We start from the raw sequence: 13,450 nt of genomic DNA on the forward strand, positions 1-13,450 counted from the left end.
CCTGTTATTTTTATTTATACGCCGACGCGTTCGATGCGATAACCGCCGCGCGCGCGGTCGACCCAGTGGAGGATGCCGAAGATCAGCGCGATCGCGACCGGCAGCACCGCCCATATCGGCAATACATTCGTGGCGCCGTAGGTATTGTTGATCCAGCCCATGACAGGACCGGCCACCGCAGTCGAGAACGCGCCAGCGGCGCCGACCATCGCCAGCGCCAGTGCACCGCCGCGCGGGAAGCGCTCGGAGGTCAGCCCCAGCATGGTCGGCCACCAGAACGCGGTGCCCACCGCGAGCAATGCCGCCGCGGCGAACGCGAGTACCGGCGTATCGGCATGTCCGAACAGCCACAGCCCGAGCGCCGCGATCGGCGCCGTCACCGCGACCAGCGTCACCGGTGAGAAGCGATGCGCCAGCCCTCCGCCGAACTGTCGCAGCGCGTACATGATGCCGTTGATCCATACCAGCAGCAGTACGCCGGCCTGCAGCGTGCTGTGCATGACCTCGTTGAAGATGTTGCTGATCCATTGTCCCGGGCCGAGCTCGGTGGCTGCGGTTAACCACATGCAGACGAACACCACCAGGAACAGCGGGCGCTTGAGTTCGCTATACATGGCAGCGGTGGAAACGCCCGCCGCCTTGCGTTCGCTGTCGGGGAAACGCTGGGCGAAGAACATCGTCGCGTAGATCGCCGACGGCAGCAGCATCAGCAACATCTTGGCCTGCCAGCCCAGGCCGAGCTGGGTGAAGGCGAAGGCGAGCACGCCACCGACCACGATGCCGCCCGGGAACCAGGCGTGCAACTTGACCAGTCGCGCGGTCTTGTTTTCGCGGTACAGCGTGGCGATCAGCGGATTGATGCCGGCCTCGACGAAGCCATTGGCAATGCCGATGACCACGGTGGCGGCGAACAACATGGTGAAATCGGTGGCGAACACGGTGAGCAGCACGCCGGCGATATGTCCCACCGCCGCCAGTTTAAGCAGCCGCCCCATGCCCAACAGATCGCACAGCGTGCCGCCGAACAGGATCGACAGGCCGAAGCCCCAGAACGCGGCACCGCTGATCCAGCCCAACTGGACCTTGTCGAGCCCGAACGCGAGCTCCAACTCGCCCATGATGTCGCCGCGGATAGCAAAGGACATCGCGGTGGCTAACAAGGCGATACAACTGGCGACGAACAGGCGCTGCGGGTTCATACGTTTCTCCGCGAAGGGGACGAATACTTCAGGGCCACATCCTCATACGAGCATGCTTCATGGCAGCACGCGCACCTTGATGTTGCGGTAGTGCACTTCACTACCCGGGTCGTGCGCCTGCAGCGCGAAGGTGCCCGAGGATAGCACCCGGCCCAGCATGTCGGCCGGTCGCTCGGGTTGCTCAGGCTGCGTGTAGTCGACTATCGGTTTGTCGTCGACGAAGGTGCGGATGCGACGACCCTCGACGCGGATGCGCAGTGTGAACCAGACATCGTCCTTGGCCGGCGCCTGATAGTTGTCCTCGACCGCATACAGGCCGCCGGTGCGCTTGGGGTCGCTCTGGCTGTTGTTGACCTGCACTTCATAGCCTTTGGCCGGCCAACCCTCGTCCTGCCAGGCGGTATGGAAATAGACGCCGGAATTGGCGCCGGGCTTGGTCATGACTTCCAGCTGCAATTCGAAGTCTCGGAAATCGTGACCTTGCACCGTGCCCACGTAGAACAGATGCGAACGCGGACCCCGCACCACGATCGCGCCGTCGCGAACTTCGAACGAACCTGGCGCCTCGCTGGCGCGCCAGCCGTCCAGCGTCTTGCCATCGAATAATGGTTGCCAGTTGTAACCTTTCGGTTTTGCAGCGTGCGCGCTCATGCAACTGACCAAGGCCAGCAGGCAGGCGCCGAGCAAACGAATGTACATGCGATATGTCCTCCAGACGGACCGGCGCTGTGCCGGCAGGGTTCGGTACGATGCCGCAGTCGGCGTGAGTATCGTGCTCATTGCGACCTCGCGCATTGCGGCACGCGACGCGTGATCGACGGCATCAGCCTACCCCCACGAGTTTGAGCACTTCCGGCGGTGGGCCGTCGAAGCTGGCCAATGGCACGTTGCCGACATAGCCCAGGTATTGCCGACCTTGCGGCGATGTGCAGAACCCGCCGATGGTCAGGTCGCGATAACGGGCGAAGAATTCCGCGGCCTGTTTGAACTCGGCGCGTGCCTTGGGCAGATAGCAGATGTCGTCGCTGATCGCGCCGCGCTGGCTCGCGCTGGATTCGCCGAAGCCGCGCGAAAAGCGCTGCTCCGCCTGCGCATCCAGCCAGTCGAATCCGGCCAGGATCAGCTTGCGGTCGGCGACCTGTTGCGGATAAGGCGCACTAACCCATTCGTTGATGAAATCGACAACGCCGACCGCGACTGCGCCCGGTCCCTCCGCGTCGGCCGGGACGATCAGGTCGCACAGGGCGGTTGCGATGCGCCGCTGCCGTTCGTCTAGCGTCAGCGGCCAGATCGAACCGGGCCCGTAGACCTTGAGCAGGTCCGGGTCGGTGCCGTAGCCCATACCCGAAGGCAGCGTGGGCGTCGGCTCGGAACTGCAACCGGTCAGGTGCATCAGCGGCAGTGCGGCCGCGCTCAACATCCACTTCAGCGAAGTGCGGCGGTCCATCAAAGCTCCTTGCGGCGCATGCGCGCCAGCATGTGGTCGGAGGCGCGCCAGGCCAGCGCCATGATCGTCAGCGTCGGGTTCTTGTCGGCATTGGAGGCGAAGACTGCACCATCGGTGACGTAGAGATTGTCCACGTCCCAGGTTCGACACCACCGATCCGTGACCGAAGTCTTCGGATCGGCGCCCATGATCGCGCCGCCCAGCTCGTGGATGATCGAGCCGCCGGCATGGATGGCCTTGGCGCCATCGGTCTCGACCTCGCCTTGCACGCGCCCACCCATCGCCTCGATGATGTCGGCGAAGGTGCGTTTCATGTGCGCCGCCTGGCGGGTTTCATGTTCGGACCACTGCCAGTGGAAACGCAGCACCGGGATGCCCCACTTGTCCTTCACCTGCGGGTCGATCTCGCAGTACGAGTGCTCGTTCGGAATCATCTCGCCGCGGCCGGCGAAGCCGACGAAAGAGCCGTAGTAGCGGCGCATGTCTTGCTTGAATTTCTGGCCGTAGCTGCCGCCGGTGAGCCATTCGAGCCCGGCGCCGGTATGCATCTCGGGCATGCGCCGGCCGCCGCCGAACTCGATGTGGTAGCCGCGCGCGAAACCGAGCTTGCCGGCCAATTGCTCCTTGTAGAGCCACCACGGCGAATACATGTGACCGCCGTCGGCGCCGTCCTCGTTGTGCGGCGGCAGATTCTCCAGCAGCGGGACCTGCCCGTTCAGACTGGTGCCGACGGTATCCATCAGATAACGGCCGACCTTACCGCTGGAATTGGCCAGACCATTGGGGAACGAGGTGGATTTGGAGTTGAGCAGGATCCGCGCCGACTCGCAGGCGCTGGCGGCCAGCACCACCACACGCGCCGAGGCGGAGAATTCCTTGCCGCTGGTCCTGTCGATGAAGCGCACGCCCTCGGCCTTGCCGTTCGCACCCAGCACCACCTCGCGCACCATGGCGTCGCAGACGATGTCCAGCCGGCCGGTCGCCAGTGCCGGCGGCAGATGCACGGTGGTGGACTGGTAGTTGGCCCCGGTCGAACAGCCGCGGCCGCAGGGCGTCGCCCACCAGCAGGCCGCGCGGCGCAGCATCGCCTCGCGCAGGATCCGCTGCGCCTCGGCGTTGCCCGGATGCAGCTTGGCCGGCAGGTTGTCCGCATCCAGGCGCCGCGTCAGCACGGCGCGGTGGCCGGCAACCACCGGAACCCCCACGCGCCCGGCGCGCTGCTGTACCAGCAGATCGCTGACTTTGGGTTTGGGCGGCGGCAGCAACACGCCGGCAGGCGAATCGGGCGTGTTCTCCAGGCCGTCGTTGTCGCCGTACACGCCGATCAGCATTTCGACCTTGTCGTAGTACGGCGCCACATCCGCGTAGTCGATCGGCCAGTCGAAGCCCAGGCCGTCGCGGCTGTAGGGCTTGAAATCGTAGGGACCGTTGCGCAGTGAGATTCGGCCCCAATGATTGGTGCGGCCGCCGAGCATGCGCGCGCGCCACCAGTCGAAGCGCCCGGCATCGTCCTGGCTTGCATTGACGTAGGGCTCGCCGGGCACCTGCCAGCCGCCGTCGACGGTGGCATCGTAAAAACCGAACGCCTTTTCCGGCGTCGACGTACCGCGCAGCGGCGCCTGTTCTGGAGTCTGGAACATCGCAGTTTCGGTTTCCGGCGTGTAGTTGCGCCCGGCTTCGAGCATCAACACCCTGGCGCCGTCCATGCACAGCGTGTAGGCGGTCTGGCCCCCGGCCGCGCCGGAGCCCACCACGATTACGTCATACGCTTGTTTTTTGATGTCGCCCGCAGTTATGAAAGCCACGGCTTCACGCTTTCAGACGGCGAAGATAATCGAAGCTCAGCTTCACGCTTTCCAGTGGCGCCCGTTCAAAATTTTCCTGCTCCACAAAATAGTGGCGGATGCGTTGCGGATCCATGGCGGCGAACAGCTTCGGCCAGTCCACGCGGCCATTGCCGACCTCGGTGGTTTGGGTATCGACGCGATCGACAACGGTTTTCGCATCTTTGCGCACGTCCTTGATGTGCAGGCAAGAAATACGATCGGCGTGCTGAGTGAGTAGCCGCAACGGATCGGCGCCGGCCGCGGCGACCCAGCCAATGTCGAGCTCCATCGTTACTAGCTTGGCATCGGTCAGCCGCAATAGTTCGTCATAGGCGACCACGCCGTCGTACGCGCGGAACTCCATGTTGTGGTTGTGGTAGCCGCAGGTGATGCCCGCCTTGCGCGTAAGTTCGCCCATGCGGTTGAGCTGCTCGGCATTCCATTTCCAGTCATCGAGGGTCATGCCGGCCGCCAGCGCGTTGCCGTCCTTGAAACGCTCATCCGCCGTCGACGGAAAAGAGATCACGAGGTACCGCGCGCCGATTGCCTGTGCATAGTCGATGCGCTGCTGTAGCTCCTTTTGCGCATCGGCCATGCCGCAGTGCATGCTGGGAGCGGCCAGGCCGTTGTCGAGAAGCATGGCCCGCACTTCGGCAGCGGACTGCTTCGGCACGCCTGCGAACTCGATCTCGCCATAGCCGATCGCGCTAACTGCCTTCAAGGCGGCCGCAAGGTCCTTCGCGACCTCGTCCCGGATCGTCCACAACTGCAGCCCGATCGGCTTGTTCAAAGGCCCGAGCTTTTTTGGGAGCATGGGGCGCGGTGTCGCGGCAAAAGCATTGAGGGAAGTCATCGCGGCAAGCGCCAGTGAGCTGTGTTGAAGAAACGCACGTCGGGTCAACATTAGTGTTCCCTTGCCCCTTAAGGGTTGCCTCTATATAAGAAAGTATCCGGACCTATATAAGAAAATATCCGGACCTATATAAGAAAGTATCCGGACCGAACTCAACGAACAATGCTGCATCGCGACAACGCATTCGCATCATCCATCGCTCGAGGATCTCCTCGACCGGCGTCTCGATGTTACCGTCTTTTTCGCGGTAGAGTCCGTGATCAAGTTGGCTTGAGGAAGCGCAAGTATGGCGGCCGGAAACAATTCCTTTGACGCGATCGTGGTCGGCACCGGCATCAGCGGTGGATGGGCTGCGAAAGAGCTGACCGAGAAGGGACTGAAAACCCTGGTGCTCGATCGCGGGCGGATGGTGGAGCATGGCGAGTACCCCACTGCGAACCTGCAACTCTGGGAACTGCCCTATGGCGGCCGTCCCACCCAAGAGGATCTCAAGGAGCAATCGGTCGCCGCACGCGGCGGCGTGCTCTCGCAGGCGACCAAACACTGGTTCGTCAACGATATGGATCATCCCTACATCGAGAAGAAGCCTTTCGCCTGGGTGCGCGGCTATCACGTCGGCGGCCGTTCCATCATGTGGGGCAGGCAGTCGTACCGCTGGAGTCCGATGGACTTCGAGGCGAACGCGAAAGACGGTGTCGCCGTGGATTGGCCCATCCGCTACGGGGATCTCGCGCCGTGGTACGACCACGTGGAGAGTTTCATCGGTGTGAGCGGTCAGGCGGAAGGCTATGAGCAATTGCCGGACGGAAAATTCCTGCCGCCCATGGAGTTGAATTGCGTCGAGCTGCACCTGAAGCAGGCGCTTGCCGACAAAATGGGCCGCGCGCTCACCATCGGCAGGACCGCGAATCTCACCGCCCCGCTCGCGCACAGCCCGCAGCGCGGCACCTGCCAGTACCGCAATCTGTGCTGGCGCGGCTGTCCGTTCGGGGCTTACTTCAGTAGCAATTCCAGCACGCTTCCAGCGGCGGAGAAAACCGGAAACATGACGTTGCGGCCCAATTCGATCGTCTACGAGCTCATCCATGACGCCAAGAACGACAGGGCCAGCGGCGTGCGGGTGCTGGATGCGGAAACGAACGAGCAGATGGAATTCCACGCCAAGGTGATCTTCCTGTGCGCGTCCACGTTCGGTTCCACGCAAATCCTGATGAATTCCGTCTCCAGCAGGTTTCCGGATGGTTTCGGCAACGACAGCGGCGAGCTCGGCTGCAACATCATGGATCATCACCTGGGCGCCGGTGCCTCGGCGGTTGCCGAAGGCTTCGACGATATGTACTACAGCGGCCAGCGGCCCAACGGCATCTACATTCCGCGTTTCGTCAATATCGGCAAGGACAAGCGCGACTACCTGCGCGGTTTCGGCTATCAGGGCGGTGCCGGGCGTTCGGGATGGACCCGGCTGCTCGAAGATTCCACGCTGGGCGCAGACCTGAAAACGAAGGCTGCCGAGCCCGGGCCGTGGCACATGGGACTGACCGGTTTCGGCGAAACCCTTCCCTATCACGACAATCGCGTCACCCTCGATCGCGCGCGCAAGGACAAGCACGGACTTCCCGTGCTGACCTTCGATGCGACACTGCGCGAGAACGAGCTGAAGATGCGCAAGGACATGGCGGCCGAGGCCGCGACGATGCTGGAAGCCGCGGGATTCAAGAATGTTCACGAGTACGATGGCGGCGACGTACTGGGCATCGGCATCCATGAGATGGGCACCGCGCGCATGGGCCGTGATCCTGAAACGTCCGTGCTCAATGCCTGGAACCAGGTGCATGCTTGCAAGAACGTGTATGTCACCGATGGCTCCTGCATGACGTCGGCGGCGTGTCAGAACCCGTCGCTCACCTACATGGCGTTGACGGCACGCGCCGCAGATCATGCCGTCCAGGAACTGAAGCGGATGAACCTATGAAGACCGACATCGACCGCCGCGAGGCGATACGCCGGGTTGCCTTGCTGATGGGCGGCGCTGTTTCGGCGCCGGCCCTCCTTGGCGTGCTCGCTGGCTGTTCGGCCGAGCCGGACACGCAGGCCGAATGGAAGCCGACCTTCCTCACCCAAGCGCAGGTCGCACTGGTGGCGGAAGTCGTCGAGATCATGATTCCCCGCACGGATACGCCAGGCGCAAAGGATGTCGGTATTCCGGCCTTCATCGACAAAATGTTGAAGGACGCCTACCCGAAGGAGGAGCAGACGCGCTTCGTCGCCGGACTCGCGGACTTCGAAGCCCAGGCCAAGCGCGAACACGGGCGCGCCTTCCTTGAACTGGAACCGGCGCTGCGTGCGGCGCTGGTGAAACAGGTGCATGACCCGGCAGTCGAGGTGGAGCGGAAGGCCACTCTGCCCGTCGCCGAGCGCGGCCGTCCTTTCATCCTCATGGCGAAAGAGCTCACATTGCTCGGCTACTTCACCTCCGAACCCGGCGCCACGCAGGTATTGCAGTACCGCCCGGTCCCGGGTGCGTATCACGCATGCATTCCGCTGAAGCAGGCGGGGAAAGGCAAGACTTGGGCCACCGAGACAAGTTACCGATTCTGATCCGCAATCCGCTCGCCGGGCCGCCGCGTGGCACCGTAGCCCCACATGACGACAGGACTGATGCATGACTCCTAATTCCAGACGCGTCGCACGATCCGGCTGCTTCGTTTTCCTTTTCGGCGTCCTGTTCGCGGATGGCGCCGCGGCGGAAACGTCCGCCGAGAAGGAAGAATGGATCGCGCTGTTCAACGGCCGCGATCTAGACGGATGGACACCGAAGATCACCGGCCACGCGCTCGGCGACAACTTCGGAAATACCTTCCGTGTCGAAGACGGGCTGCTCAAAGTGCGCTATGACCAGTACGAGTCCTTCGGCAAGAAGTTCGGTCACCTCTTCTACAAGGATCCGTTTTCCTACTATCGCCTGGTCGTGGAATACCGCTTCGTCGGCGAGCAGGCGCCGCATGGGCCCGGCAACTGGGCCTTGCGCAACAGCGGCGCGATGTTGCATTCGCCGCATCCGCGCACGATGGGCCTCGATCAGGACTTCCCCATTTCCATCGAGGTGCAGTTCCTCGGTGGTTTGGGCGACGGCAAGGCGCGCTCGACGATGAACCTGTGCACGCCGGGAACGGAGGTCGTGTACCAAGGTTCGATCTATCCCGAGCATTGCTTGGAATCCGCGTCGAAGACCTTCGACGGCGACCAATGGGTCCGCGCCGAGGTGTTGGTGCTGGGCAGCGGGCAGATCACCCATTTCGCCAATGGCGAGGAAGTGCTCGAATACGCATTGCCGCAGTTCGGTGGCGGGGCTGTGTCGGATTTCGATCCCGCTGCCAAACCTGACGGGGAACTGATCGAAGGCGGCTATATCTCGTTGCAGAGCGAATCGCATCCGATCGACTTCCGCAAAGTGGAGCTGCTTAACCTTGCCGGCTGCATGGACCGTAGCGCAAGCAATTACAAGCGCTATTACGTCAAATCAGTGCCGGAAAGCTGTGTTTATGCGAAAGGCTCGAAGCCCGAAAAATAGCACCGCATTGTTCGTGAACTGCTGATGCGCGGCGGCGGCGCCACAAGTTCGATCAAGACTCAGGATCGTACATAATCTCGCGCACTTCCTGGGCACAACGACAGGACGAGGCGATCTTTGCCGCCCACCTCAGCGCGTCGTCTCGGGATGGCACCTCGATGATCGAGAAGCCGCCGATTACCGCTTTGGTCTCCGGGTATGGTCCTTCGGAGACCGAGCCATCGGTAGCGACGATGCTCGCCTGCTGGCTCAGGACGCCGCCGCCGAAGATCCAGACCCCCGCCGCCTTAGCCTCACGCACAACTGCGTGCGACGCCTCGGCCACAGCGGGGAAATCCTCCTCGGGAAACGTCATCGACCCGTCATCGAACGAGATCAGGTATCGCGTCATGTCTCCTCCCCTCCGCTCAATGGTCAGCCTTTAGCAAATCGAGCGCTTCTAGCCAATAAAGCGCAAGCCCACGCCGGGCTCCGTCGCGATGTATTTTGGCGTGGCTGCTTCCTCTCCCAGCTTCAGTCGCAGCCTCCCGACAAGAATACGCAAGTAGTGGGTGTCATACAGATGGCTCGGCCCCCATACCTCCTTCAGCAGTTGCGGCTGCGTGACCACCCGACCGGCGTGACGCAGCAGCAGCGCAAGCAACGCGTATTCCTTGCGCGTCAGTGCAACAGGCTCGCCACGCAGGTGCACTTCACGACGCGAGATGTCGATGCGTAAGTGGCCATCGTCGAAAACGGCCATGGCCTCGTGCTGGTCGGCGGCATGCAGTCGCAGAAGCGCACGCACGCGAGCCATCAGTTCCTGCACCCCGAATGGCTTGGTGACGTAGTCGTTGGCGCCGGCATCCAAAGCCGCGACTTTCTCCGCTTCGTCCGCACGCACGGTAAGCATAATGACCGGCACCTGCGACCACTGGCGCAGCTCCGCCAGCACCTCATGTCCGTCCTTGTCGGGCAGGCCTATGTCCAGGACGACAAGATCGGCGCCCTGCGTGGCTAAAGACGCGAGGCCTTCCTCGCCATTCGGCGCCAGCACCACTTGATAGCCCTGCGCGCGCAGACTGATGTCCAGAAACTTGCGGATCTGGGGTTCATCGTCGATCACCAGCACTCGCGCCGGCGGCGCGGAAATCTGGGAAATCGGATCAGTCGGATTGGGCATCGCTCTTCTGCGGCAGCGGTTCTATGAGCGGCAGGGTAATCCGGATGGTGGTGCCGCGACCATCATTACCCGGTAGCGCCTCCACACTGCCGCCGTGCGCACCGATCATGCCCTGGCTGATGGTCAGTCCCAGGCCGGTGCCATGGCGTCCGCGATCGCCTCGTTCCACGCTGTAGAACATGTCGAAGATGCGCGCGCGCTCCTCTTCCGGTATGCCCGGCCCATGGTCGCGCACATCGATGCGCAGTTTGCCCTCGACCAGGCGCGCGTCGACTTCGACGGGTTGGTCCGGTGGCGAGAACTTGGCCGCGTTCTCCAGCACGTTGAAGAAGGCCTGTTCCACCAGCGCCGGATGCACCCAGATCGGCTTCATGTCAGGTTCGATATGTATCTTCAACTTTACCTGCGGCTGGTAGCGAATCAGCCGACTGGTCGCCGAGCCGATAAGTTCGTCCACGCCGATCCAGTCGCGATTCAAGGTCAAGCCGGTGTGGCCCAGCCGTGTCATGTCGAGCAAGTTCTGTATGTAGCGGTCCAGACGTTCGCCTTCCAACTGGATAGTTTCCAACAAGCTCTTGCGATCTTCGGCGCTCATCGCCTCGGAGTAATTGGCCAAGCTGCTGGCCGATCCGATCATCGAGGAGAGCGGCGAACGCAGGTCGTGCGACACCGATGAAAGCAGCGCCGAACGCAAGCGCTCGGTCTCGCCGCTGACGCGCGCGGTTTCCAGATCGGAGACCAGACGCGTGCGCAATGCGGCCTGGCCGATATCGTCGGCCATGGCCTCGGCCAGGCGGCGCTGCTCGAAGGCCAGGCGCGTGTTGTCCGCGGCAAAGCGCAAGCCCATCACGCCCAACGTGTCCCGATCGTTACGCAACGGCAGGAACCACCATGGCGACCCGGCCAGCGTATCGGTGTAGCGGCCAGTGGCCAGACCGTGGCGCTGCGCCCATTCCGCGGCGCCCAGGTCGGTGTCGGTAAGCTTCGTACCTTCGGAGACGGCGACGTCGTCGCCGATGCGGACCCAGGCCGGTCCGCCAAACGCCGCTTGCAAGGCGGAACGCCCGGCGGTGAGTACCTGTCCTAGATCGGCAGCACTGGCCAGTTGCCGTCCCAGTTCCTGCAAAGCGGTGGCATGCGTGTTCGCCGCCCGCAGCGCCACCACTTGCATGCGCAGCCTGGAGGCAAGTCGTCCGGCGACCAGTGCGGCGACGAGGAACAGGAATACCGTGGTCACACCCTGGCGCGCGCTGATGTGCAGGGTGAAGCGCGGCTCGATGAAGAAGAAGTTGTAGGCCAGAAAACACAGCACGGCGGTGGCTACCGCAGCGGTCATGCGGGTGCGCGCCGCTACCAGGACCACGGCAACGATGAACACCATGGACAGGTCGTCTAGCCCCACCCATCTCTCGGCCAGCCAAGAGATGGCGACGGCCAGTACGGTGGCCATCAACACGAGCGCGGAGTCGTGGCGCGTAAACGAAAGGCGCGGCGCGTGCGATTCCCGTCGTGAACGCGCGCGCGCTTCCGGCGTGTTGACGATGGTCAATTCGAAGTGCGCGCCGCGCTGCAGCAGCTGCTGAGTGAGCGTGCGATTGAACATGCGCGCCACCGGCCGTTCGCGCGTGCGTCCGAGCACGATGGCCGACACGCCGCTGCGGCTCGCGTGATCCAACAAGGCATCGGCGATGCTGGCGCCGCGCAACACTTCGGTGTCTGCGCCTAACTTGCGCGCCAGAGCGAAGGCCTGATCGAGTTCCTGCTGGCGCGCTTCATCGACGACACCGGTCTGCACAGTGACCACGGTCCAGGGCGCATCGCGCCGCTCGGCCAGGCGCCGAGCCACGCGCACCAGGTACTCGGACTGCCCCAGACCGTCGATGGCGACCAACACGCGGCGGCGCACGTTCATGCCGGAAATACCGCGCGCGGCCTGAGTTTCGCGCAGATCGCTGTCGACGCGGTCGGCGGCGGTCTGCATGGCCAGTTCGCGCAGCGCGATCAGGTTGGAAGGCGAAAAGAAGGTCTGCAGCGCCTGCGCCGCCTGGTCCGGTACATAGACCTTGCCCTGGCGTAGGCGCTCGATCAATTCGCGCGGCGGCAAGTCCACCAGCACGATATCGCGCAGGCGGTCGAAGACCAGATCCGGAACGGTTTCGCTGACCCTCACGCCGGTGATGCGGAAGACCACATCGTTGAGGCTTTCCAGGTGCTGGATATTGATGGTGGTGTAGACGTCGATGCCGGCGTCCAGCAGTTCCACCACGTCCTGCCAGCGGCGTTCGTGGCGGCTGCCGGCGGCGTTGCGATGCGCCAGTTCGTCGACCAGAACGATGGCCGGCTTGCGCGCGAGGATTGCATCGAGGTCCATCTCCTCGAAGATGCGGTCGCGGTATTCCAGACGAGCGCGCGGCATCAGCTCCAGACCGTCGATGAGCGCCGCGGTTTCGCTGCGGCCATGGGTCTCGACGATGCCCACCACCACATCGACATTCTGTCTGCGCAGTTCGCGAGCGCGCGACAGCATGGTATAGGTCTTGCCCACGCCCGGCGCGGCGCCCAGGAAAATGGTCAACCGTCCGCTGCCTTCGCGGCGGAGTTCGCCGATCAGGGCATCGGCCTTGTGGGTGCGGGAGTCGATCATGCGGTCATTGTGCTCCAGGGACCATCGCCTTTGACTCGTCGTCCCCGCGAAGGCGGGGATCCAGTGCCTTTATGCTCTACAAGCAAAGTCGCTGGGTCCCCGCCTTCGCGGGGATGACGATCCTTTGTGGCCTTTTACCTCACGCAACCTAATTACTCTGCATCCAGCGCCACGTTGAGTTCCAGCACATTCACTCGCGGCTGGCCCAGGAATCCGAACTGCGGCGCCTGCATATGCGTGGCGACCAGTTCAGCAACCCGCTTCGGATCCATCTTGCGAGCCTGCGCCACGCGCGCGATCTGCACTTGCACGCCTGCCGGGCTGAGGTCCGGATCCAGGCCGCCGCCGGATTGAGTGACTAGTTCGCCGGGCACATCCTGCACGGCGACGCCATCGCGCGCGGCCACTGCGGCTGTGATTTCGGCGATGCGCTTGCGTAAATCGGGATTGGTGCGGGCCTGATTGCTACCGGCCGCGGACATCGGGTTGTAGCCAGCGGCGGAAGGACGCGGCTGGAAATAGCGCGCATCGGCGAAGGGTTGGGCGATCAACGAGGAACCGATGGCCTTGCCGTCGTGGGTGACGATGCTGCCAGTGGCCTGTTGCGGGAACAGGGAACGGCCGATCGCGGTGCCGACCAGCGAGTACAGCAGGCCCATGCCGAAGAGAATGACCGCGGCGAAGGCCAGCGATGCGCGCAAGGAGCCGCGGTCCTGCAGTTGCGTGTTGTGGGCAATGGAGTTCATGG

General features: G+C 63.4%; 12 protein-coding genes. 3 read left to right on the forward strand and 9 right to left on the reverse strand.

The window, feature by feature from the left end:
- Positions 1-14: 14 nt before the first annotated feature.
- The 5 genes from AC1DTQ_RS18585 to AC1DTQ_RS18605 all read right to left on the reverse strand — a co-directional run bounded on the left by AC1DTQ_RS18585 (position 15) and on the right by AC1DTQ_RS18605 (position 5,376).
- Positions 15-1,199, reverse strand: coding sequence for an MFS transporter (locus AC1DTQ_RS18585; protein WP_477851524.1), 1,185 nt, complete (start codon positions 1,197-1,199; stop codon positions 15-17).
- Positions 1,200-1,256: 57 nt separating this feature from the next.
- A complete protein-coding gene (locus tag AC1DTQ_RS18590) occupies positions 1,257-1,898 on the reverse strand; it encodes a 3-keto-disaccharide hydrolase (protein ID WP_477851525.1) in 642 nt (213 codons plus the stop codon).
- Positions 1,899-2,022: 124 nt separating this feature from the next.
- Positions 2,023-2,646, reverse strand: coding sequence for a gluconate 2-dehydrogenase subunit 3 family protein (locus tag AC1DTQ_RS18595; RefSeq protein WP_477851526.1), 624 nt, complete (start codon positions 2,644-2,646; stop codon positions 2,023-2,025).
- Positions 2,646-4,451 (reverse strand): GMC family oxidoreductase, encoded by a 1,806-nt coding sequence (locus tag AC1DTQ_RS18600; RefSeq protein WP_477851527.1) that lies wholly within the window; start codon positions 4,449-4,451, stop codon positions 2,646-2,648. Before AC1DTQ_RS18600 ends, AC1DTQ_RS18595 begins: the two co-directional genes overlap by 1 nt.
- A gap of 4 nt (positions 4,452-4,455) precedes the next feature.
- Positions 4,456-5,376: a sugar phosphate isomerase/epimerase family protein gene (locus AC1DTQ_RS18605; protein WP_477851528.1), complete on the reverse strand. Its 921-nt coding sequence runs from the start codon at positions 5,374-5,376 to the stop codon at positions 4,456-4,458.
- Between the two features lie 235 nt (positions 5,377-5,611).
- On the opposite strand from AC1DTQ_RS18605, the gene AC1DTQ_RS18610 reads away from it, so the two are divergent.
- The 3 genes from AC1DTQ_RS18610 to AC1DTQ_RS18620 all read left to right on the forward strand — a co-directional run bounded on the left by AC1DTQ_RS18610 (position 5,612) and on the right by AC1DTQ_RS18620 (position 8,896).
- On the forward strand, positions 5,612-7,297 hold the full coding sequence (locus tag AC1DTQ_RS18610) for a GMC oxidoreductase (RefSeq protein WP_477851529.1): 1,686 nt from the start codon (positions 5,612-5,614) through the stop codon (positions 7,295-7,297).
- Entirely contained in the window at positions 7,294-7,923 is a 630-nt protein-coding gene (locus AC1DTQ_RS18615) for a gluconate 2-dehydrogenase subunit 3 family protein (protein WP_477851530.1), read from the forward strand. Before AC1DTQ_RS18610 ends, AC1DTQ_RS18615 begins: the two co-directional genes overlap by 4 nt.
- 64 nt (positions 7,924-7,987) lie before the next feature.
- On the forward strand, positions 7,988-8,896 hold the full coding sequence (locus AC1DTQ_RS18620; RefSeq protein WP_477851531.1) for a 3-keto-disaccharide hydrolase: 909 nt from the start codon (positions 7,988-7,990) through the stop codon (positions 8,894-8,896).
- Positions 8,897-8,948: 52 nt separating this feature from the next.
- Here the strand turns inward: AC1DTQ_RS18620 and AC1DTQ_RS18625 are convergent, their stop codons facing one another.
- From AC1DTQ_RS18625 to kdpC, 4 genes are all read right to left on the reverse strand, one after another.
- Positions 8,949-9,287, reverse strand: a complete 339-nt coding sequence (locus AC1DTQ_RS18625; RefSeq protein ID WP_477851532.1) for a YciI family protein — start codon at positions 9,285-9,287, stop codon at positions 8,949-8,951.
- A gap of 48 nt (positions 9,288-9,335) precedes the next feature.
- Positions 9,336-10,058, reverse strand: coding sequence for a response regulator transcription factor (locus AC1DTQ_RS18630; protein ID WP_477851533.1), 723 nt, complete (start codon positions 10,056-10,058; stop codon positions 9,336-9,338).
- Positions 10,042-12,702 carry an ATP-binding protein gene (locus AC1DTQ_RS18635; RefSeq protein WP_477851534.1) on the reverse strand — a complete coding sequence of 887 codons (2,661 nt, stop codon included), beginning with the start codon at positions 12,700-12,702 and terminating at the stop codon, positions 10,042-10,044. Before AC1DTQ_RS18635 ends, AC1DTQ_RS18630 begins: the two co-directional genes overlap by 17 nt.
- 152 nt (positions 12,703-12,854) lie before the next feature.
- Complete coding sequence (kdpC, locus tag AC1DTQ_RS18640; protein WP_477851535.1) at positions 12,855-13,448, reverse strand: potassium-transporting ATPase subunit KdpC; 594 nt, start codon at positions 13,446-13,448, stop codon at positions 12,855-12,857.
- Positions 13,449-13,450: the final 2 nt, after the last annotated feature.

This window comes from Pseudoxanthomonas sp. P4_B2, from assembly GCF_056402315.1.